Here is a 21,857-nt window from a genome sequence, read left to right on the forward strand (position 1 = left end):
GAAGGAGATCCACGATGACATCCCACGCCGAGACCCCCGACTCCGCCGCCGCCGACACCGGCGCGGCCGCCTCGCCGCGCGGCCCGATCCGTGCCCCGCGCGGAGCGCAGCGCACGGCGAAGAGCTGGGGAGCGGAGGCCGCGAAGCGGATGCTCATGAACAACCTCGACCCCGAGGTCGCGGAGCACCCGGAGGACCTGGTCGTCTACGGCGGCACGGGGCGCGCGGCCCGGTCGTGGGCGGCCTACGATGCGATCGTCCGCACCCTCGACGAGCTGGAGCCCGACGAGACGCTGCTCGTGCAGTCGGGGAAGCCGGTCGGCGTCTTCCGCACGCACGAGTGGGCACCGCGCGTGCTCATCGCGAACTCGAACCTCGTCGGCGACTGGGCGACGTGGCCCGAGTTCCGCCGGCTCGAGGAGCTCGGGCTCACGATGTACGGGCAGATGACCGCCGGATCGTGGATCTACATCGGCACCCAGGGAATCCTGCAGGGCACGTACGAGACGTTCGCCGCGGTGGCCCGCTCGCTGGGGCGAGATTCCCTCGCCGGCACCCTGACCCTCACGGGCGGTGCCGGCGGCATGGGCGGGGCGCAGCCCCTCGCGGTGACCCTCAACGGGGGAGCGGTGCTGATCGTCGACGTCGACGCGTCGCGGCTGGAGCGCCGGGTCGCACACGGCTACCTCGACGAGTACACCGACGACCTCGACGCGGCGCTGGCGCGCGTCGTCGCGGCCCGCACGGCGGGGCAGGCGCTCTCGGTCGGTCTCGTCGGCAACGCCGCCGAAGTCTTCCCGGAGCTCCTGCGACGCCGCCACGCGGGCGGCGCGCCGATCGACATCGTCACCGACCAGACCAGCGCCCACGACCCGCTCGCCTACCTGCCGATCGGGGTGAGCGTGGCCGCCTGGAAGGACGCCGCGGCATCCGACCCCGAGGGCTTCACCGTGCGCGCCCGCGCCGCGATGGCGGCGCAGGTGGCGGCGATGGTCGGGTTCCAGGATGCCGGGGCCGCCGTGTTCGACTACGGCAACTCGATCCGCCGGGAGGCCGAGCTGGGCGGCTACGACCGGGCCTTCGCCTTCCCCGGCTTCGTGCCCGCCTACATCCGCCCGCTGTTCGCGGAGGGTCGGGGACCGTTCCGCTGGGTGGCGCTGTCGGGCGATCCGGAGGACATCGCCAAGACCGACCGCGCGGTTGCGGAGCTGTTCCCGCAGGACGCGGCGCTGCGCCGCTGGCTGGACAAGGCGGGCCAGACCGTGCACTTCGAGGGGCTTCCCGCCCGGATCTGCTGGCTCGGCTACCAGGAGCGCCACCTCGCCGGACTGAGGTTCAACGAGATGGTCGCCTCGGGTGAGCTCGCCGGCCCGATCGTGATCGGCCGCGATCACCTCGACGCCGGCTCGGTGGCCTCCCCGTACCGCGAGACGGAGGCGATGGCCGACGGCTCCGACGCGATCGCCGACTGGCCGCTGCTGAACGCGCTGCTGAACACGGCGTCGGGGGCGTCGTGGGTGTCGATCCACCACGGCGGCGGTGTCGGCATCGGCCGCTCGATCCACGCCGGCCAGGTCACGGTCGCCGACGGCACCGCCCTGGCGGCGGAGAAGCTCGCGCGGGTGCTGACGAACGATCCCGGCACCGGTGTCATGCGCCACGTCGACGCGGGCTACGACCGGGCGCGGGAGGTCGCCCGCGAGCGGGGGCTGATCGTTCCGATGCTCGGGGATGCCGCCTCGTGAGCACGCTGCTGATCACCGGCATCGGCGAGCTGACGACGAACGTCACCGGGCTCGGCGACGACCCCCGCGACCCCACGGGACTGATCCGCGGCGCCGCCCTCGCCGTCGTCGACGGGCGCGTCGCCTGGGTCGGCCGCGGCACCGAAGAGCCGCGTCTCGATGCGCCGCAGACAGGGGCGACGCCGGAGGTCGAGGTCGTGGACGCCGGCGGCCGCGCGATCCTCCCGGGCTTCGTCGACAGCCACACGCACCTCGTGTTCGCCGGCGACCGGGCGGACGAGTTCGAGGCGCGGATGGCCGGACAACCTTATGCCGCGGGCGGCATACGACGGACGGTGGCGGCGACCCGGGCGGCATCCGACGACGAGCTGCGGGCGCGACTGGCCGGCCTCGCGGCGGAGCTGCACGCGCAGGGGACGACCACGTTCGAGGTGAAGACGGGCTACGACCTCACGGTGGAGGGCGAGGCGCGGCTCGCCCGCCTGGCCCGGGAGGTGACGGACGAGGTCACCTTTCTCGGCGCTCATGTCGTGCCGGCCGAGTTCGTCGACGACCGCGCGGCGTACGTCGACCTCGTCTGCGGACCGATGCTCGCTGCCGTAGGCCCGTACGTCCGGTGGATCGACGTGTTCTGCGAGCGCGGCGCGTTCACCGCGGAAGAGACCCGCCGCATCCTGCGGGGCGGCGCGGCCGCGGGTCTCGGCACCCGGCTGCACGGCAACCAGCTCGGACACGGTCCGGGGGCGCGGATCGCGGCCGAGCTGGGTGTGTTCTCGCTCGACCACGCGACCTACCTGCACCCCGACGACGTCGCCCGGCTGGCCGAGGCCGGGGTCGTCACGACCCTGCTGCCCGGTGTGGAGTTCTCGACCCGGCATCCGTACCCCGATGCGCGCCGGCTGATCGATGCGGGAGTCACGGTCGCGCTCGCGAGCGACTGCAACCCGGGCACGAGCTTCACGAGCTCGATGCCGCTCATGATCGCGCTGGCCGTGCGCGAGATGGGGATGACGGTCGCCGAGGCCGTATGGGCGGCGACGGCGGGCGGTGCCCGGGCCCTCGACCGCGATGACGTCGGCACCCTGGCCCTCGGGACGCGGGCCGACCTGGTGATGCTGGACGCGCCGACGCGGACCCACCTCGCGTACCGCCCGGGGGTGCCGCTCGTGCGCGCCGTCTACCGCGGCGGGGAGCTGATCGTTTAGGCGTTTCGACTCGGCGCTGCGCGCCTCGCTCAACGTCCGGGTCCCACCCTCGTCCGCTCCCGGTCGGTCACCGCCGCGAGTCGAAACGCCCTGCCCCGTCTCGCTCCCGGTCGTTGAGCGAGCGGCGCGGCCGCGAGTCGAAACGCCCTGCGCCGTCTCACTCCCGGTCGTTGAGCGAGCGGCGCCGCCGCGAGTCGAACGCCCCGCCCCGTCTCGCCCCCCGGTCGTTGAGCGAGCGGCGCGGCCGCGAGTCGAAACGCTCTGCGCCCCGTCTCGCCCCCGGTCGTTGAGCGAGCGGCCGCGCCGCGAGTCGAAACGTCCTGCGCCCCGCGGCGTCAGGGGCGGTCGAAGCTCCACTGCTCCGGATCAGTCGCCGTCGCGACATCCCAGTCGTCGGTGGCCCATACGAACGTCGCGACGGCACAGGTCGGCATATGACCGATCCCGCCGCCGGAGAGCCGCTCCGCGAGCGCGGTCATCCCCGGGTCGTGCGCGACGACCATGACGGCCGGAACGCCGCGGTCGGCGGCCGCCCGCAGGAGCGTGGCCGCCGCAGCCCCGTACAGGTCGCCGTCCAGCTCCGCGTCGAGGCCGAACGCTTCGGCGAAGAAGGATGCCGTCGTGCGGGCACGCAGCGCCGTCGACGACAGGATGGCCTCGAGCCGGATGCCGGTGCCGGCCAGCCGCGCCGCCAGGGCGGGCGCATCGCGCAGGCCGCGGGCGTTGAGGGGGCGGTCGTGGTCGTCGAGGCCGGGATCTCCCCAGTCGCTCTTCGCGTGGCGGACGAGGACGAGCGTCGTCATGCAGACACCTTTCGTGTGTGGAGGCCCGTCAGCAGTTCCAGCACGCACAGGGCGGCCAGCCGCACCGTACGCCCGTCGGGGGCGTCGGCCGTGGCATCCACTTCGACGATATCGGCGCTGCGCACCGCGGGGGCGGCGGCGATGCCGCGCACGAGCGCCCGCAGCTCCCACGCCTGCAGCCCGCCGGGCACGGAGGCCGGGCACCCGGGCGCCACCGCGCGGTCGCACACGTCGACGTCGACATCGAGGTGGATGCCGCCGCCCCCGCGTCCCGCGATCTCGCGCGCCTCCGCCACCACGTCGTCGATCCCGCGGCGCCGCACCTCGTCGAGGGTGATCACCCGGATGCCGAGGTCGGCGGCGCGCCGGGCGTAGGCGGCGGAGTTGGCGAAGTCGGCGATGCCGACCTGGACGACGCGGCGCGGATCGAGCCCGCCGTCGACCAGCCGCCGCACGGGAGAGCCGTTGGACACGCCGTCGCGCAGGTCGAAATGGGCGTCGAGGGTGATGAGACCGGCGGCATCCGCGCCCTGGGCCGCCGCGTAGGTGATCGAGTTGTCGCCGCCGATCGCGATCACCAGCTCGCTGCGCTCCCGCAGCTCGCCGACGCGCGCACGCAGCAGCGCCTCTCCGTCGGGACCGTCGGGCTCGTCGACGTCGCCCGCGTCGGCGAGCCGGAGCGCGTCGGCGAGGTCGACGGGCGGGGGACCCAGGAGCGTCGGGCTGAAGCGGCGGAGCGCGTCGCGCACGGCCGCCGGCGTCGCGTGTGCCCCGGTGGGCGACAGCGAGGTGCGGAAGGCGGGGGCGCCGAGCAGTGCGGCGTCGAGGCGATCATCGGCGGTGAGGTCGCTGATCGTGGGCCAGTCGCCCGCGCGCGGCCAGAGCGGATCGTGGGAGAGCGCCATCAGCCGACGTACACCCACGCGGTCCGGCCGCTGCCGAGCCTCACCCGGACGCGGCGGTACAGCGACACCTCGTACTCGTCGGCGGCGTCGATCTCGTCGGCCGTGAGGTGCAGTACCCGTCCGACGACCTTGTCGACGGTGTTGCCCGTCTCGCGGAGCACGGGATGCACGGAGGCTCCGGAGAGGTCGACCACGCGCTGGTCCTCGATCTCGACGTAGTCGATCGTGTAGCCCGGGAGCACGTCGGGCTCGCCGGCGATGAGGCGTCCGAACGTGTCCAGCTGCACCTCGGCGTACTGCAGGGTGCCGTAGGTGAAGAGAAGATCGTCGGCCGGATCGTCCATGCCGTCAGGCTACTGCGCGCCGGGTGCCCGCATCCAGATGGCACCGCCGACGTCGGCGCCGTCGAAAAGGGGTGCTCAGCCGAGCAGCGCGTGGGCGACCGCGAAGATCGCGAGGCCGGCCAGGGCGCCGACGATCGTGCCGTTGAGACGGATGTACTGCAGGTCGCGGCCGACCATCAGCTCGATCTTCTCGGTCGTCTCGGCCGGATCCCACTTCTCGACGGTGTCGGTGATGATCGAGGCGATGTCGTGGCGGTAGCGGTCGACGACGAAGACGGCCGCGTCCGCGATCCGGTCGTCGACACGGTGCTGCAGCGCGGCATCCGTGGCCAGACGCTCGCCGATCTCGACCAGCGCCGCCGTCACGCGCCGGCGCAGACCGCTCTCGGGGTCGGCCAGCGCCGCGAGCAGTCCCGTCTTCGCGGTGTTCCACGCGTCGGCGGCGAGCTCGCGCACGCGCGGGCTGTCGAACACCGCGGTCTTCGCGTCTTCGAGGCGTGCGATGGTCGTCGGATCGCTCTGCAGGTTCTCGGCGAGACGGGTCAGGTAGCCGTCGACGGCGCGCCGCGCCGGGTGATCGGGGTCGGCCTGGATGGCCGCGACGAACTTGACCGCCTCGTTGTAGACGGTGTCGTCGACGAGGCGCATGGCCACCGACGGCACCCACGAGGGGAGGCGTCGGGAGACGAGCCCGCTGAAGGCCTCGTGGTTCGCCCGCAGCCACGTCGCGATGCTGTCGACGCCGAGGTCGACGGCGCCGCGATGCGCGTCGGCCGCGACGACCCGCCCGAGCCACGCGCCGACGGTCGGACCCCATTCGGGGCTCAGCAGGTGCTCGCGCGCCAGGTCGCTGATGAGGTCCTGCACCTCGTCGTCGCTGAGGGCGCGCAGGATGCCGGAGGCCACCGCCGACGCCTCGCCCGCCACCGTCTCGGCGTGGGCGGGCTCGCTCAGCCACGTGCCGGCGGTGCGGGCGATGGGGGTCGACTCGAGCTTCGATCGCACGACCTCGGCCTCGAGGAAGTTGGTCTCGACGAACTCTCCGAGGGTGCGGCCGATCTCGTCCTTGCGCCGCGGGATGATCGCGGTGTGCGGAATGGGGATGCCGAGCGGGTGGCGGAACAGCGCCGTCACCGCGAACCAGTCCGCCAGGGCGCCGACCATGCCGCCCTCCGCCGCCGCGCGGACGTATTCCAGCCAGGGATAACGTTCCTGGAGGATGAAGGCGACGACGAACACGACCGCCATCAGCACGAGCGCGCCCAGCGCGACGCCCTTCATCACCCGCAGAGCTCGCCGGCGCTCCTGATCGGCCGGGCTGAGCAGCTGCGTGGGAGTGGGCGCCATCCCCGTAGTCTCGCACGCGGCGTATCCTGGCCGCGTGATCGAAGACATCCAGAAGCGCGCCCTGCACCGCACCAGCATCCTCGAAGGACAGGTGCGCGGGCTCGCGCGGATGATCGAGGGCGAGGAGTACTGCATGGACATCATCGCCCAGTCCCGGGCGATCCAGAAGGCGCTGGCCTCGCTCGACAAGCTCCTGATCGAGAACCACCTGCGCACGCACGTCGCCCACATGTTCGCCGAGGGCGGCGATCAGCGCGACCTCGCCGTCGCCGAACTGCTCAAGGCATACGACCTCGAGACCCGCTGACCGCGTCGTCGGCGGGGCTGTCGGGCCGGGTCGGGCGCCCGAACTGCAAGGCCGTCGGTGCGACACGCGGGGTCCGGCGCGCCGCCGACGGCGCGTCGCGCAGCATCCCTTGCAGTTCGGTCGGATGCGGCGGGGTGGATGCCGCGGCGCGCGCGGTCGGGGAGGCTAGGCGCCGACCGGACCGAGCCAGGCCGCGGCGACGGTCGCGTGCGCCGACTCGGGGTCGGACGGGTGGAACATGCCGGCCAGCACGTCGCGGTACAGGCGGCTGAGCTCGTTGCGGGTGAAGTAGGACGAGCCGCCCGCGACGAGCATCGCCTCGTCGACGATCTGCTTGGCGGACACCACCGCCCGATGCTTCAGGCCCGACAGCTTCGGGAACCAGAGTCCGCCGTGGTCGATGAGCGCGTCGACGTCGTGCGCGATCGCCGCGACCTGGGGGAGCAGGCCGTCGTAGGCGAGCGCCATCTCGGCGATCCGCCACCGGATGTCGGGGTCGTCGCTGTAGGGACGGCCGGTCTTCTTCGAGCTCCGCGTCTTGGCGGCGGTGACGGCCAGATCGAGCGCCCGGCGTGCGACGCCGGTATAGACGGATGCCAGGAGCACCTCGAACACGCTGAAGATGCCGAACACGATGGGATCGGGGTTCGGGCCCGGGTCGACACGGCGCACGACCCGGTCGGCGGGGGCGACGACGCCGCTCAGCACCGTCGTCCGCGACTGCGTGCCGCGCATGCCGAGGGTGTCCCAGTCGTCGCGGGTGTCGACGGCGTCGGTGCGGGGGACGAAGGCGTAGACCATCTTCGGGTTCGCCGGGTCGGTCGTGTCGAGTCCGTGCAGTCCCAGCTGGGTCCAGACCGGGCCGAGCGAGGTGAAGATCTTCGTCCCCGTGAACGTGTACGAACCGCCGGGTCCGGGGACGGCGGTGGTGTCGCTGCCGAAGAGCACGAGGTCGTTGCCCGCCTCGCTGATGCCGAAGGCGAAAACCTCGCCGGCGACCGCGCCGGTCTGCACGAACCGCAGGTCGTCGATGCCACGGTCGGACATGACCTTCGCCACCCCCGTCCACACGAGGTGCATGTTGATCGCGAGAGCGGTCGCCGGCGCGGCGCTCGCGAGTCGCTGCTGCAGCACCGCCGCTTCGGCGAGACCCAGTCCCGCGCCGCCGAGCGCCGTCGGGACGAGGATCGCGAGATACCCGGCATCCCTCAGCTCGGCGAGGTCCTCGTCGGGGAACCGGTTCTCGGCATCCACCGCCGCGGCGCGCGAGCGGATGCGCTCGAGCAGGTCGTCGGGGAGGTACGGGGTCGGGTCGAAGTCTCTCACCCTTCCATCCTGCCCCTCGCCGCGGGAGTCGGGCCGTTCGGCGTCGAGGTCGCGTGTCCCGAACTCCTCCGCTTGGGGCCGGGCCGGGGCCCAAGTGCCGGTGAGGCGGCCGGGGCGTACGAGATTGGAGGAGTTCGGTCCGGCGTGCCGCGATGCCCGGCGCGGCCGGGGCGTCGCGGGATGGCCCGGCCGCGGCGTGGGCGGGGGAGGATGGGGGCATGATCTCGACCGAGTTGGCCGTCGCCCTCCGCGATGCGGGGCTCGTGTGGCGCCCGGCATCCGGTGACCGCTTCCAGCTCGACGAGCCGGAGTTCGAAGCGGACGTGTTCACCGTCAGTGAGATGACGATCGAACCCCGCCAGTACGCGACGGGTGCGATCCTCGCGTTCAACGGGACGACGGAGTGGGCGCTGGATTCGGTCGCGCAGACCGACGCGCTGTGGCTGCCGCGCGAGGATCAGCTGCGCGAGCTGCTGCGCGGCGCGTTCCGCCGCCTGGAGCGGCTGGCCGACACCCATCGCGTCGAGATCGAGTTCGCGGGCGAGCGCCACGTGTTCGAGCATCCGCAGCCCGAGGACGCGTACGCCCTCGCGCTCCTGCACATCCTCCGCCGGATCGCCTGAGCCGCGGGTGCCGCGGCGCCCGGGTCGCGCCGACCGAACGGCAAGGTCCCGCGGGCGACACGCCGACTCCGCGCACACGGATGCGGCGTGTCTCGCAGCATCCCTTGCAGTTCGGGCGCGTGTCAGCGGCCGTGCACGCGCGAGGCGCCGCACCCTCGTACGCGCGAGCAGGGCGGGGCGTCAGGTGATGACGGGGACCGGCTCGGTGTCGGGGATGGGGCTCGCGTCGCGGCCGCGCAGGTCGGGGAAGCCGCGGACGAAGGCGGTCGCGACCAGCGCCCCGACGATCGCGAAGGCGGCGGCCGCCGCGTACGCCCCGGCATGGCCGGTGCCGTCGATGAGGAACCCGGCGATGGCGGAGCCGAGCGCGGCGCCGATGAGCTGTCCGGTGCCGATCCATCCGTAGGCCTCGGCGGTCTCGCTGAACTTCACGGATGCCGAGGTCATCGCGAACATGACGGCCAGCGCCGGCGCGATGCCGACGCCCGCGATCACGAGGCACGCCCCGATCCACCACGGCGTGGAGGCGCCGATGCCGCCCACGAGGAAGACCGCCGCGACGAGTCCGACCGCGACGACGCTCATGCGGCGCGCCATCGCCCACGGCCCCATGGGGATGTGGCCGAACGCCAGGCCGCCGGCGAGGCTGCCGACGGAGAAGACGGCGAGCACGAGGCCGGCTTCGAGGCCGCCGTGTCCGAATGTCGCGACGACGGCCGCCTCGACCGCGGCGCAGGCGCCGATGAGGAGGAAGCCGATGACGGTGGCGAGCAGCACGACGGGCTTGCCGAGCACCTTCCCGAACGCGCGACGGCTGCGCGGGATGCGCACCCGGCCGACCTCGGGGGAGAGGATGAACCACGCGCCGCCGGCGGCGAGGATCGTGACGATGAGCAGGAGCGCCGGCACCGTGCCGACCTGCGTGGCGACGACCGTGATGACGACGGGCGCCAGGATCCAGATGATCTCCTGCAGGCTCGCATCGAGCGAGAACAGGGCGGTCAGCTGCCGTGCGTTGACGAGCTTGGGGTAGATCGTGCGCACCGCGGACTGCACGGGCGGCGTGGACAGGCCCGCGATGAGGCCGAACACCATGTAACCCACGACGCCCATGGGGATCAGGGCGAGGGCGAGCAGAGCGGCGGCGCAGACGGTCGTCGTGAGGGTCAGCACCCGGCGCATGCCCCATCGGCCCATCCACCGGCTCGTCACGGGGCCGGCCGTCGCCTGACCCACGGATGCCGCCGCCAGCACGAGACCGGCGGCTCCGTACGACCCGGTCATCTGCTCGACGTGCAGCAGGATCGCGAGGCTCGTCATGCCGTTCGGGAACCGCGCCGTCAGCTGAGCCGCGATGATGCGAGCCACGCCCTGCGTGCGCAGCAATTCCCGGTATCCCGCCACCCCTCCACGCTACCCGTCGGGGGCGACATCGCGACACGCCCGAGGGATGCCGCGACACGCCGACGACCCCATTCCACAGGCCCGGGAGTGTCGGAGGCGGCGGCTAGCGTCCGAACTGTGGATGAGCGGGCGCGGCCCGGGGGAAATGCCCGTGATTCAGGCTTTTTCCCGACGCCGGATCGCTCGGCCTCCTGTGGATGAAACGGTGGACAACCTGTGTTGTACATGGGGAGAACGGTGCAAAACTACACGGATGTAACTACTAGCCCTTGTGGTGCTATCCAACGTCCGTACCCATATGTAGTATTGGACTCCCGGCGGGGGCAGGGCCGGGACCACAGGCGACAAGACGACGGCAACCGCAGAGATCGATCCGCTGGGATCAAGGGGAGAGAAAGAACGACATGGCAATCACGGTGTACACCAAGCCCTCCTGCGTGCAGTGCAACGCGACCTACCGCGCGCTGGACTCCAAGGGCATCGACTACGAGGTCCTCGACCTCTCCGAAGACCCGGCGGCCCTCGAGCACGTGAAGTCGCTCGGCTACCTGCAGGCGCCGGTCGTCGTCACGGACGAGGACCACTGGTCGGGCTTCCGTCCCGACAAGATCGACGAGCTCGCGAGCCGTCTGGCCTGAGATGCCGACGCTGACGAGCGCCCCGCTGCTCGTCTACTTCTCGAGTGTGTCGGGCAACACGGCGCGTTTCATCGAGAAGCTCGGCCTGCCGGCCGCCCGCATCCCGCTCACCCCTGGCGACGCCCCCCTCGAGGTCGACGAGCCGTTCGTGCTCGTGACACCGACCTACGGGGGCGGCCAGGGGCGTGGCGAGGAGAAGGGGGCCGTCCCCAAACAGGTGATCCGGTTCCTCAACGTCGAGCACCATCGTCACCTCATCCGCGGAGTGATCTCCGCGGGCAACACCAACTTCGGCGAGTCGTTCTGTCGCGCCGGTGACATCATCAGCCGCAAGTGCACCGTGCCACACTTGTATCGGCTCGAACTTTTCGGCACGCCTGACGACGTCGTTCGTGTGAGCGACGGATTGGAACGATGGTGGAAGCTGCAGTGAGCCCGGCGACATTCAAGACAGACGCGCGCTTCGAGGGGATGGACTACCACGCCCTCAACGCGATGCTCAACCTCTACGGCGAGAACGGCCAGATCCAGTTCGACGCCGACAAGCGCGCCGCGCGGGAGTACTTCCTGCAGCACGTCAACCAGAACACCGTGTTCTTCCACTCGCTGCAGGAGCGCCTCGACTACCTCGTCGAGAAGGAGTACTACGAGGGCGCGGTGCTGGAGAAGTACCCGTTCGCGTTCATCCAGCGCCTGAACGACCGGGCGTACGGCGCGAAGTTCCGCTTCGAGACGTTCCTCGGCGCCTTCAAGTACTACACGAGCTACACGCTGAAGACCTTCGACGGCAAGCGGTACCTCGAGCGCTTCGAGGACCGTGTCGTCATGACCGCCCTCGGGCTCGCCGACGGCGACCAGCAGCTCGCCGAGAAGCTCGTCGACGAGATCATCTCCGGCCGCTTCCAGCCGGCGACCCCCACGTTCCTCAACACCGGCAAGGCCCAGCGCGGCGAGCTCGTCAGCTGCTTCCTGCTGCGCATCGAGGACAACATGGAGTCGATCGCCCGCGGCATCAACTCCGCACTGCAGCTGTCCAAGCGCGGCGGCGGCGTGGCGCTGCTGCTGAGCAACATCCGCGAGGCGGGCGCGCCGATCAAGCAGATCGAGAACCAGTCCAGCGGCATCATCCCCGTCATGAAGCTGCTCGAAGACAGCTTCAGCTACGCCAACCAGCTCGGTGCGCGTCAGGGCGCCGGCGCCGTCTACCTCTCGGCGCACCACCCCGACATCCTGCGCTTCCTCGACACCAAGCGCGAGAACGCCGACGAGAAGATCCGCATCAAGACGCTCTCGCTCGGCGTCGTGATCCCCGACATCACGTTCGAACTCGCCCGCAACGGCGAGGACATGTACCTCTTCTCGCCGTACGACGTCGAGAAGGTCTACGGGGTGCCGTTCGGCGACATCTCGGTCACCGAGAAGTACCGCGAGATGGTCGACGACGCGCGCATCAAGAAGACGAAGATCAACGCGCGCGAGTTCTTCCAGACCCTCGCCGAGATCCAGTTCGAGTCGGGCTACCCGTACATCATGTTCGAGGACACGGTGAACAAGGCCAACCCGATCAAGGGTCGGATCAACATGTCCAACCTGTGCAGCGAGATCCTGCAGGTGAACACGCCGACCTCGTACAACGAGGACCTGTCCTACGACCAGATCGGCAAGGACATCTCCTGCAACCTGGGCTCGATGAACATCGCCCTCGCGATGGACGGCAAGGACCTCGCGGGAACGGTCGAGACCTCGATCCGTGCGCTCACGGCGGTCAGCGACCAGAGCCACATCCGCTCGGTCCGCTCGATCGAGGACGGCAACGACCGCTCGCACGCGATCGGCCTGGGTCAGATGAACCTCCACGGCTACCTCGCGCGCGAGCACGTGCACTACGGGTCGGAAGAGGGCATCGACTTCACGAACATCTACTTCTACACGGTGCTGTTCCACGCCCTGCGCGCCTCGAACCGCATCGCGATCGAGCGCGGCACGGCCTTCGATGGGTTCGCCGACTCGACGTACGCGTCGGGGGAGTTCTTCGACAAGTACCTCGAGCAGGAGTGGGTGCCGCAGACCGATCGGGTCGCCGAGCTGTTCGCGGGCATCCACATCCCGACCCAGGACGACTGGCGTGAGCTGAAGGCGTCGATCCAGGCGCACGGCATCTACAACCAGAACCTGCAGGCGGTGCCGCCGACCGGCTCGATCTCGTACATCAACAACTCGACGAGCTCGATCCACCCGATCGCGTCGAAGATCGAGATCCGCAAGGAAGGCAAGATCGGCCGCGTCTACTACCCGGCGCCGTTCATGACGAACGAGAACCTGGAGTACTACCAGGACGCGTACGAGATCGGCTACGAGAAGGTCATCGACACGTATGCCGCGGCCACGCAGCACGTCGACCAGGGCCTGTCGCTGACGCTGTTCTTCAAGGACACCGCCACCACGCGCGACATCAACAAGGCGCAGATCTACGCGTGGCGCAAGGGCATCAAGACGATCTACTACATCCGCCTGCGTCAGATGGCACTCGAGGGCACGAACCTGTCCGAGTGCGTCAGCTGCATGCTGTGACGCTGCGTTCAACGACCGCTGAAGGAAAATCATGACCCCCTCTGAGCCGCTCAAGCTCATCGATCACGTCCAGGCGATCAACTGGAACCGCATCCAGGACGACAAGGACCTCGAGGTCTGGAACCGCCTCGTGAACAACTTCTGGCTGCCCGAGAAGGTGCCGCTGTCCAACGACATCCAGTCGTGGGCGACGCTCACCCCCGACGAGCAGACCACCACGATGCGGGTGTTCACCGGGCTGACGCTCCTGGACACCATCCAGGGCACCGTCGGCGCCGTGTCGCTCATCCCCGACGCGATCACGCCGCACGAGGAGGCGGTGTACACCAACATCGCGTTCATGGAGTCGGTGCACGCGAAGAGCTACTCGTCGATCTTCTCGACCCTGTGCTCGACGCCGGAGATCGACGACGCGTTCCGGTGGTCGGTGGAGAACCCGAACCTCCAGAAGAAGGCCCACATCGTCATGGACTACTACCGTGGCGACGAACCGCTCAAGCGCAAGGTCGCCTCGACCCTGCTGGAGTCGTTCCTGTTCTACTCGGGCTTCTACCTGCCGCTGTACTGGTCGAGCAAGGCGAAGCTCACGAACACCGCCGACATCATCCGCCTCATCATCCGCGACGAGGCCGTGCACGGCTATTACATCGGCTACAAGTTCCAGAAGGGGCTCGAGAAGCTCACCCAGCCCGAGCGCGACGAGATCAAGGACTACACCTTCTCGCTGCTCTACGAGCTGTACGACAACGAGGTGCAGTACACGCAGGACCTCTACGACGGCATCGGCCTGACCGAGGACGTCAAGAAGTTCCTGCACTACAACGCCAACAAGGCGCTGATGAACCTCGGCTACGAGGCGATGTTCCCGTCGCAGCTGACGAACGTGAACCCCGCCATCCTGTCGGCCCTGTCGCCGAACGCCGACGAGAACCACGACTTCTTCAGCGGGTCGGGCTCGTCGTACGTCATCGGCAAGGCCGTCGCGACCGAGGACGACGACTGGGACTTCTGATCGCGTCACCGTGAGGTGGATGCCGAGCCCCACGCACGCCCCCTGCCGACCTGCTCCCTGAGCATCTCGGCAGGGGGCGTCGTCGTGTCACGACTCGGCGGCATCCGGCCGGGTCTCACAGGGAGCGCTCAGACACCAATCCCTCCTTCAGTTATGCTGAAGGAATGCTCCGCACACCCCTGTCCCTGTTCCGCACGCTCGCGTTCGCCGAAGCCGTGTCGTGGACGCTGCTCATCGCGGGGCTCATCGTCCGCGCGACCACGGGCTGGGCGCCGGCGGTCACCATCGGCGGCGGCATCCACGGATTCGTGTTCCTCTCCTACGGCGCGACCGTCGTGCTCGTCGCGCTGAACAACCGCTGGCCGGCGGGTCCGACGGCCGTCGCCCTGATCTCCGCGATCATCCCCTACGCGACGGTCCCGACGGAGCTGTGGGTGCATCGTCGTGGCCTGCTCGCGGGCATCTGGCGTGTCGAGCAGGCCGCTGACGCGACCGATGCGCGCTGGTACGACGCGCCGCTGGCGTGGTTCCTGCGCCGCCCCTGGCTGCTGTTCGTCGGCATCCTCGTCGCGGTCGTCGCGATCTTCGCGGTGCTCCTGATCCTCGGCCCTCCCGGCGGCGCGAAGGACTGACGATCCGGAGGGGTGAGTCGCGAACGGCGAGGATCGGTCGGGAACAGTCACGGTACGGCGACCCTCTGACACACCCGTGGCTCGCTAGCATGGGGCCATGACCCAAGAGAGCCCCCGCTTCAGTCCGGTCATCGCGCTGCTCGCGGTCTCGGCGATGTGGGAGGAGCAGCTGGCGGCGATCCTGAAGGACCTCGGCATCAGCACCCGCAAGTTCGGCCTCCTCGGGCACATCTACGCCGAGCCGGGGATCTCCTTCTCCGAGCTCGCCCGCCGCTCTCACATCACGGTGCAGTCGGCGCACACCGCCGTCCGCACGCTCGTCGACGACGGCCTCGTCCAGGATGCGACGGCCCACGCCGGAGCGGCCAGCGACCTCCACGTCACCTCCAAGGGCGCCCGCGTCCTGCAGGACGCCCGGGAGCGCCTGTTCGAGCTCGACGGCGTGCTTGCTCAGCGCCTCCCCAAGGTCGCCGACTCGCTGGACGGCATCCGCGCCGGCATCGTCTGAGCGGGCGGCCCGTCGCTCGCTCCGGCGGGATCAGCGCCTCGTCGACACCGTCACCGTGAACTTCGCGTCGCGCGCGATCTGACGGGTCGGACCGACCAGCCGATCCAGTGCGGGTCGGTAGCGCAGGGGCGAGTTCCACACGCACCACAGCTCGCCGCCGGGGCGCAGCACCCGTCCCGCGTCGGCGAACAGGCGTTCGGCGATGCCCGCGGTCAGCGCGGCGCCGGAATGGAAGGGCGGGTTCAGGGCGATGAACGACGCGGACGCGTCCGCGCGCTGCTCCAGACCGTCGGCACGAGCGACCATCACGCGGTCGGCGAGGCCGTTGGCGGCCGCCGTCGCCCGGGCGGATGCCACGGCGACGGCCGACGGGTCGCTCGCGTACACGTGGGCCGCCGGATGCCGCCGGGCGAGCCAGGCGCCGACGATCCCGGTGCCGCACGCGAGGTCGATCCAGGGATCGTCGGGGGTGCCGCCCGCCGGGGCGGCGGGCGCCGCGTCCAGCGCCGCCAGCAGCGCGCGCGTGCCGATGTCCAGTCGCGCGCCGGCGAACGCGCCGCCGAACGCCCGCACCTCCAGCCCGTCGATGCGCGCCGCGGCCGGCACGGGATCGCCGCCGCCGCGCGGGTCGCGGGCGATCAGCACCCGCGACTTCTGCCGCGCGTGCGTGACGTCGAGAGTGTCGAACGCGCTGCGCAGCACGTCGTTCATCGCGACGGTCATGTGCTTGAGCCGCCCGCCGGCGACCACGACGACATCGGATGCCGCGTGTGCGGCGATCAGCCCGGCGATGTCGCGCAGCGCATCGAGCGCGCGCGGCAGTCGCAGCAGCACGACGCGCGCCCCCGACACCAGCGCCGCGTCCAGAGCACCCGACGACACCCGGTCGTCCAGGCCGAGCGCCTGCGCGTTCGCGGCGAGCGCGCGTTCGCCCGAGAGCGCGTCCTGGTGCACCCGCACGTCACGCGCGCCGGCGAAGGCCGCGCCGAGTGCGAGGGCGCCGTAGCCGTCCCCGATGACGACGATCTCACCCGGCCCCGCCGCGGTGCGCAGCGCCGCCGACTCGTCGAGGATGAGCCGGTCCGCGGCATCCGCGGCGACCAGACCCTCACCCTCGATGTCGGGCGCGCGACGCAGGCGCTCGAACGGGAAGCTCACGCCGGGTCCGCATAGTGCAGCACGGCGTCGTCCGGCGTGCACTCATCGCCGATGCGGATGCCGGTGGCCAGGGCGCCCGCGTCGCGCAGCCCGTGCAGCGTCGCGACCGCGCGGCGGCGCAGCTCCCACGGATCGATCGTGTTGACGTAGATCTTCGTGCCGCCCTCGAATCCGGCGGGCGTCGAGATGCGCCACTTCAGCACGACCCGCCACGGCATGGGCCACGGTGCACCCGGCGGTCGGTAGTGCCATTCCTCGTTGGTCGGGACGTGGACGCCGGTGGCGGCGTGCAGAGCGTGCAGCAGGTCGGACACGGCGCGGATGCCGGCATCCGTATGGTCCTGCGGCAGATTGGCGTCGGAGGTCGAGAAGATCTCGAAGGCGGGATAGCGGTGGCCGACGCCGGCGAACGCGACGGCACCGTCGTTCGCGGCGACGACGAGGCGTTCGGCCACGGCGAGGTCGGCGATCTCTTGCTGGTAGAGGTCGCGATCGTGGGAGAGCAGCCGCAGCTCGTGGTCGACCTGCGGCCCGTGCTCGTCGATCGCGACGAGCTGCTTGTGGAGGTGCTCGAAGGAGGCGCCGGCGGGGCGCAGCCAGTTCTGGAACACGCTGACGTAGGCGGCGTGCGGCTGCGCGGCCTGGATCTCCGTGAGGGCCCGCACCGTGAAGGCGACGTACGCGGCGTGCTCGTCGGGCGTGAGGGTGCCCGAGGAGGCCAGCTCGGCGTCGGTGGTCGCGCCGTCGACGACATGGCGTCGCGCCACCACGACGTCGTGGGAGCCGCCGAGCAGATCCAGAGCCGCCTCTTCGAGGCTGGTCTCGGTGCCCGCGGCCTGCGCGCGGATCTCGGCGAGCTTCTCGAGGTGGACGCGCCCGACGGGGTCGGACAGGTACTCCTCGGCCCACCGGAAGACGTGCGCGGGCTGACGGAAGCCGTGGTTCTCGCGCCAGTACTCCGCCGAGACGATCTCGAAGAGGTTCGCGAAGCGCCGGAACTCGGCGACCGTGTCGTTCAGTGCGGAGGCGGGGACGCGTCGCAGCTCCTCGAAGTGCGGTCCCACCAGGCGGGCCTTCTCCGGCGTGGTCTCGAAGTAGCGGTCGACGCAGAAGGCGCAGAGCCGCCGATCCTCGCCCGGGCCGAGCCGGCGGGTGTCGTCGCGGGAGAGCGCCAGAGGGCGGCTCGCCCGCCCCGGGACCGTCCACACCCGCGTCCCGGTCAGCGGGCCGATCTGCTTGACCGTGCCGTCGGGGAGGCGTCGGATCGCTCGTGCCGCACCGTCGCTCATCCCTTCAGCCTACCGACGCGGCCGACACCCGCCGGGGCGTACTGGCCGGATGAAGACGTTCGCGCGTCTGGACGGCGACGCCGCCCGCCTCGTGCGGCTCGCCGTCCCGCCGCTCCTGGCCGAGTGGGCGCTGCTCGCCACGCGCGACTGATCGGGCGGCGAGGGGGCGGACGCCGCGGCATCCGCCCCCTCGACGTCCGCGGTCAGCGGCCGGCCTGAACGCGGACCGTGCCGGTCTCGGCCACCAGGCGCTCGCGGTCGACGCGGTCGAGCTCGTGGAGCGAGCTGCCCTTCGTCTCGCGCATCGAGACCACCGCGACGAGCGTGATGGCGGCGGCGACGGCGAGGTACAGCGCGACCGGGATGTAGGTGCCGTAGGCCGACAGGAGTGCGGTCGCGATGATCGGGGCGAGCGAGCCGGCGACGATCGAGGTGACCTGGTACCCGAGCGAGACGCCCGAGTAGCGCATGCGGGTCGGGAACATCTCCGACATGATCGCCGGCTGCGGGGCGTACATGAACGAGTGGATGACCAGGCCCAGGCAGATCGCCAGGATGATGATGAGCGGCTGCGTCGTGTTGAACATGGGGAAGGCGATGAAGCCCCAGGCGGCGGCGCCGACGGTGCCGATCGCGTAGACGGGCTTGCGGCCGATCCGGTCGGCGAGGCCGCCCACGAGGGGGATCACGATCATGTGCACGATGTGGGCGATCACGAGCATCCCGAGGATCTCGGCCGTGTCGACGCCGAGTGCGATCTTCAGGTAGGTGATGGAGAACGTCACGACGAGGTAGTACATGATGTTCTCGGCGAAGCGCAGGCCCATCGCGGTCAGCACGCCGCGCGGGTAGCGGCGCAGCACCTCGAAGACGCCGTAGCGCACGTGCTTCTGCTCCTCGACCTCCTTCTGCGCCTCGAGGAAGATCGGCGCGTCGGTGATCTTCGTGCGGATGTAGTAGCCGATCGCGACGATGACCACCGAGAGCCAGAAGCCCACGCGCCAGCCCCACGCCAGGAAGGCCCCGGGGGAGAGCGTGCGGCTGAGCACGAGCAGGACGATCGTGGCGACGAGGTTGCCGATGGGGACGGCCGCCTGCGGGAACGAGGCCCAGAAGCCGCGGGTCTTGTCGGGGGAGTGCTCGGCCACCAGGAGCACACCGCCGCCCCACTCTCCGCCGACGGCGAAGCCCTGGGCGAAGCGCAGCAGCACGAGCAGCGCCGGAGCCCAGTACCCGACCTGCTGGAAGGTGGGCAGGCACCCCATCAGGAAGGTGGCGACGCCGACGAGGATGATCGCGAGCTGCAGCAGCTTCTTGCGTCCGTACTTGTCGCCGAAGTGGCCGAAGACGATGCCGCCGAGAGGGCGCGCGACGAACCCGACGGCGTACGTGACGAAGGCGGCGATGATGCCCGCGTACGGATCGTCGGACGGGGGGAACATGATCAGGTTGAACACGAGCGTCGCGGCCGTGGCGTAGAGGAAGAACTCGTACCACTCGACGATCGTGCCGGCCATCGAGGCGCTGACGACCCGGCGGAGCCCGGACGACGGCTGCGTGGTGTCTGGCGGGGTGGCTGAAGCCATGCGCTGATACCTCCTTGTAGAGCGCGGTGCGGCGGGGGGATGCCGCGACGTGGACGCTACCTGAAAAGTGATTCAGGTACAAGGTTCAGTGCCGCACAGCTCCTGTGCGCTCACGCACGCACGCGCAGGTAGCGGTGCTCCGGGCGTCCGGTGGTGCCGTAGCGCAGGCGTACGTCCACGACTCCGCGGGCCGCCATCGCCGACAGATGCCGCTGCGCGGTGGCGCGCGAGACGCCAGCGCGGTCGGCGATCTCCGACGCCGACGACTCGTCGTCGCCGAGCGCCTCGAGGATCACCTGCTCGGTCGCCGACCGCGACACCGAGGGGGTCTCGCCGCCGGCGCGCAGGAGCGCCAGCGCGCGGTCGATCTCCTCCTGCGAGACGGTGCGCGACTCGTCGAGCAGGTTGCGGAAGCGCAGATAGCGATCCAGCAGGTCGGTCAGCGCGCGGCGCTCGAACGGCTTGACGAGGTAGCCCAGCGCCCCCGCGCGCAGCGCGCGGCGGACCGTCGCGGCGTCCGCGGCGGCGGACAGGACGACGGCGTCGACGCCGCAGGCCTGCACGAAGCCGATGCCGTCGCCGTCCGGGAGGTACGCGTCGACGAGCATGAGGTCGGGCCGGTCGGCCCGCACGGCGGCGCTCGCCGCGGCGAGGGTGCGCACCGGCTCCAGCGCGGTGTAGCCGGGACGCTCCGCGACGATGTCGCGGTGCAGGCCGGCGACCCGGAAGTCGTCGTCGACCACGAGGACGCGGACGGGTGAGCTCATCGGGCGGAGTCCTTTCCGGAGGTGGGGTCCGCGGCGGTGCCGGCGTCCAGCACGTCCACGAGACGCGCGCCGAACACGGCCCCCGTGCCCGAGCCCGCGGGGCCGCGTCCGCCGGGATCGATCAGCCAGACCTCGCCGCCGCGGCGCCGGGCGAGCTCCCGCGACAGCGGAAGGCCGACGCCGAGCCCGTGCACGCGGTCGAGATCGGAGGCGGGCCGTGCGGAGCGACGGAAGAGGTCGGCGTCGTCGGGGACGCCCGCGCCCGAGTCGGCGACCGTGAGGACGAGGTCCGGGCCGTCGCCGAAGCAGCCGATCCGCACTTCCCGCGGCTCGGGGCCGGCGACCGCCGCCCGCACGGCGTTGTCGACGAGATTGCCGAGCACGGCGGCGACGTCCTCGACGTCGCGCAGCGGCGACAGCAGCAGGGAGTCGGGATCGATCGACACGCGGACGCCGCGCTCGCCGGCTTCGAGCGCGTGGGCGCCGATGAGCGCATGCAGGAGGGCATCGCCGATCAGATCGAGGTTCTCGACCGGATAGTCCACCGGGCCGCGCTGCAGCTGATCGCCCAGGAACTCACGCGCCTCGCGGTCGCGCCCCGCGTCGAGCAGGCCGGCCGCGACGTGCAGGCGGTTGGCGAACTCGTGTCGCTGGACGCGCAGCGCGCCGGTCATCGCGCGCACGGTGTCGAGCCGCTCCGTGAGGGCCACGATGTCGGTGCGGTCGCGCACGATCAGGACGGCCCCGAGGTCGCGCCCCTCGCGACGGACCGGCTGGGCGTCGACGTAGAGCACCCGATCGCCCACCACGATCCCGTCGCCCGCGGTCCCTTCGCGCACGGCGACGAGGATGGCCGGTGCGACCCCGAGTTCCTCCAGCGTGCGCCCCTCGGGGGCGTCGAGATCGAGGAGCCGGCGGGCGGTCTCGTTGCACAGGCGCACCGTCCCCTCCCCGTCGAGCGCGACGACGCCGTCGCCCACGCCGTCGAGCACCGCGGCCTGGTTCTGCACCAGGGCGACCAGCTCCTCCGGCTGCAAGCCCAGCGTCACGCGTTCCCACCGCCGTCGCAGCACCAGTCCGGCGAGCGCGGCCACCAGGATCCCCGCGCCGGCCGCGGCGGCGATGCCGCCCAGCAGCGCCGGGAGGTCGTCGAACACGCTCGAGGGCTCGAATCCGACGCTCACTTCGCCGACGGGGGCGGTGCCCTCGCCGTCGGGCGGGAGGATCGGCACCTTCGCGCGCGCTGAGACGCCGAGGGTCCCCTCCTCCCACGTCACGACCTCGTTGCCGGCGAGCACCTGACGGTAGTCCGTGCTGACCGGCCGGCCCAGCTGGTCGGGGTCGGGGTGGGCGAGACGGATGCCGTGGTCGTCGGCGATGACGACGAACAGCGTCCCGGTGCGCGCCGTCACGGCGTCGGCCAGGCGCTGCAGCTCTCCGTCGCGGAGCTCGGCACCGTCGGGCGTGCCCGGATCGGCGCTGATCGCGGCGACCTCGGCGCGCACCTGCGGATCGACGGCGATCGTACGGGCGATGTTGAGCGCGGAGGTCTCCGCCTCCGCGCGCAGCAGCTGGACGCCGAGGATCACGAAGACCACGACGCACACCGCGACGACGGCGACCACCGTCGCCAGCAGCAGCAGCGCCGCGCGCGTCGCGAATCTCATCTGGTGAGCATAATGCGCTG

Annotated in this window: 21 protein-coding genes; 10 read left to right on the forward strand and 11 right to left on the reverse strand. The window is 71.1% G+C overall.

The features are described from left to right. The first annotated feature begins 14 nt into the window (after positions 1-14). A complete protein-coding gene (locus tag L0965_RS05845) occupies positions 15-1,745 on the forward strand; it encodes a urocanate hydratase (protein WP_101305961.1) in 1,731 nt (576 codons plus the stop codon). Next, on the forward strand, positions 1,742-2,950 hold the full coding sequence (hutI, locus tag L0965_RS05850) for an imidazolonepropionase (RefSeq protein WP_101305962.1): 1,209 nt from the start codon (positions 1,742-1,744) through the stop codon (positions 2,948-2,950). Before L0965_RS05845 ends, hutI begins: the two co-directional genes overlap by 4 nt. A gap of 335 nt (positions 2,951-3,285) precedes the next feature. Here the strand turns inward: hutI and L0965_RS05855 are convergent, their stop codons facing one another. From L0965_RS05855 to L0965_RS05870, 4 genes are all read right to left on the reverse strand, one after another. Beyond that, positions 3,286-3,753, reverse strand: coding sequence for a histidine phosphatase family protein (locus L0965_RS05855; RefSeq protein WP_061782155.1), 468 nt, complete (start codon positions 3,751-3,753; stop codon positions 3,286-3,288). Then, positions 3,750-4,658, reverse strand: coding sequence for an agmatinase family protein (locus tag L0965_RS05860; protein WP_101305963.1), 909 nt, complete (start codon positions 4,656-4,658; stop codon positions 3,750-3,752). The genes L0965_RS05855 and L0965_RS05860 overlap by 4 nt, the downstream gene beginning before the upstream one ends. Continuing rightward, positions 4,658-5,002 carry a gamma-glutamylcyclotransferase family protein gene (locus tag L0965_RS05865; RefSeq protein WP_101305964.1) on the reverse strand — a complete coding sequence of 115 codons (345 nt, stop codon included), beginning with the start codon at positions 5,000-5,002 and terminating at the stop codon, positions 4,658-4,660. The genes L0965_RS05860 and L0965_RS05865 overlap by 1 nt, the downstream gene beginning before the upstream one ends. Before the next feature lie 75 nt (positions 5,003-5,077). Further along, on the reverse strand, positions 5,078-6,349 hold the full coding sequence (locus L0965_RS05870) for a DUF445 domain-containing protein (RefSeq protein WP_101305965.1): 1,272 nt from the start codon (positions 6,347-6,349) through the stop codon (positions 5,078-5,080). Between the two features lie 34 nt (positions 6,350-6,383). Here L0965_RS05870 and L0965_RS05875 point away from each other — a divergent pair, with 34 nt between their 5' ends. Beyond that, on the forward strand, positions 6,384-6,656 hold the full coding sequence (locus L0965_RS05875; RefSeq protein ID WP_060959399.1) for a metal-sensitive transcriptional regulator: 273 nt from the start codon (positions 6,384-6,386) through the stop codon (positions 6,654-6,656). Between the two features lie 165 nt (positions 6,657-6,821). On the opposite strand, the gene L0965_RS05880 is transcribed toward L0965_RS05875, so the two are convergent. Beyond that, complete coding sequence (locus L0965_RS05880) at positions 6,822-7,982, reverse strand: acyl-CoA dehydrogenase family protein (RefSeq protein ID WP_101305966.1); 1,161 nt, start codon at positions 7,980-7,982, stop codon at positions 6,822-6,824. 218 nt (positions 7,983-8,200) lie between these two features. On the opposite strand from L0965_RS05880, the gene L0965_RS05885 reads away from it, so the two are divergent. Continuing rightward, the gene (locus L0965_RS05885; protein WP_101305967.1) at positions 8,201-8,605 is read left to right on the forward strand and encodes a pilus assembly protein CpaE; all 405 of its coding nucleotides are present in this window, start codon (positions 8,201-8,203) and stop codon (positions 8,603-8,605) included. Between the two features lie 180 nt (positions 8,606-8,785). On the opposite strand, the gene L0965_RS05890 is transcribed toward L0965_RS05885, so the two are convergent. Beyond that, complete coding sequence (locus L0965_RS05890; protein ID WP_101305968.1) at positions 8,786-10,009, reverse strand: MFS transporter; 1,224 nt, start codon at positions 10,007-10,009, stop codon at positions 8,786-8,788. A gap of 404 nt (positions 10,010-10,413) precedes the next feature. Here L0965_RS05890 and nrdH point away from each other — a divergent pair, with 404 nt between their 5' ends. The 6 genes from nrdH (at position 10,414) to L0965_RS05920 (ending at position 15,370) form a co-directional block, all read left to right on the forward strand. After that, a complete protein-coding gene (gene nrdH, locus L0965_RS05895; RefSeq protein ID WP_005052310.1) occupies positions 10,414-10,647 on the forward strand; it encodes a glutaredoxin-like protein NrdH in 234 nt (77 codons plus the stop codon). A gap of 1 nt (position 10,648) precedes the next feature. Continuing rightward, positions 10,649-11,080, forward strand: a complete 432-nt coding sequence (gene nrdI / locus L0965_RS05900) for a class Ib ribonucleoside-diphosphate reductase assembly flavoprotein NrdI (RefSeq protein WP_101305969.1) — start codon at positions 10,649-10,651, stop codon at positions 11,078-11,080. Next, the gene (gene nrdE, locus L0965_RS05905) at positions 11,062-13,218 is read left to right on the forward strand and encodes a class 1b ribonucleoside-diphosphate reductase subunit alpha (protein WP_060959404.1); all 2,157 of its coding nucleotides are present in this window, start codon (positions 11,062-11,064) and stop codon (positions 13,216-13,218) included. Before nrdI ends, nrdE begins: the two co-directional genes overlap by 19 nt. A 31-nt stretch (positions 13,219-13,249) precedes the next feature. Beyond that, positions 13,250-14,230, forward strand: coding sequence for a class 1b ribonucleoside-diphosphate reductase subunit beta (nrdF, locus tag L0965_RS05910; RefSeq protein ID WP_005052315.1), 981 nt, complete (start codon positions 13,250-13,252; stop codon positions 14,228-14,230). 164 nt (positions 14,231-14,394) lie between these two features. Next, complete coding sequence (locus tag L0965_RS05915) at positions 14,395-14,862, forward strand: DUF3817 domain-containing protein (protein WP_101305970.1); 468 nt, start codon at positions 14,395-14,397, stop codon at positions 14,860-14,862. Between the two features lie 97 nt (positions 14,863-14,959). Further along, the gene (locus L0965_RS05920) at positions 14,960-15,370 is read left to right on the forward strand and encodes a MarR family winged helix-turn-helix transcriptional regulator (RefSeq protein WP_060959411.1); all 411 of its coding nucleotides are present in this window, start codon (positions 14,960-14,962) and stop codon (positions 15,368-15,370) included. A gap of 30 nt (positions 15,371-15,400) precedes the next feature. On the opposite strand, the gene L0965_RS05925 is transcribed toward L0965_RS05920, so the two are convergent. The 5 genes from L0965_RS05925 to L0965_RS05945 all read right to left on the reverse strand — a co-directional run bounded on the left by L0965_RS05925 (position 15,401) and on the right by L0965_RS05945 (position 21,837). Next, complete coding sequence (locus tag L0965_RS05925) at positions 15,401-16,528, reverse strand: methyltransferase (protein WP_101305971.1); 1,128 nt, start codon at positions 16,526-16,528, stop codon at positions 15,401-15,403. After that, the gene (locus L0965_RS05930) at positions 16,525-17,817 is read right to left on the reverse strand and encodes a DUF4921 family protein (protein ID WP_101305972.1); all 1,293 of its coding nucleotides are present in this window, start codon (positions 17,815-17,817) and stop codon (positions 16,525-16,527) included. Before L0965_RS05930 ends, L0965_RS05925 begins: the two co-directional genes overlap by 4 nt. A 203-nt stretch (positions 17,818-18,020) precedes the next feature. Further along, positions 18,021-19,403: an MFS transporter gene (locus L0965_RS05935; protein ID WP_101305973.1), complete on the reverse strand. Its 1,383-nt coding sequence runs from the start codon at positions 19,401-19,403 to the stop codon at positions 18,021-18,023. Positions 19,404-19,513: 110 nt separating this feature from the next. Then, on the reverse strand, positions 19,514-20,170 hold the full coding sequence (locus tag L0965_RS05940) for a response regulator (RefSeq protein ID WP_101305974.1): 657 nt from the start codon (positions 20,168-20,170) through the stop codon (positions 19,514-19,516). Further along, a complete protein-coding gene (locus L0965_RS05945; protein ID WP_101305975.1) occupies positions 20,167-21,837 on the reverse strand; it encodes a sensor histidine kinase in 1,671 nt (556 codons plus the stop codon). The genes L0965_RS05940 and L0965_RS05945 overlap by 4 nt, the downstream gene beginning before the upstream one ends. Positions 21,838-21,857 lie beyond the last annotated feature (20 nt).

The organism is Microbacterium sp. NFH-22A-Y (assembly GCF_021401375.1).
Classification (GTDB): domain Bacteria; phylum Actinomycetota; class Actinomycetes; order Actinomycetales; family Microbacteriaceae; genus Microbacterium; species Microbacterium hominis.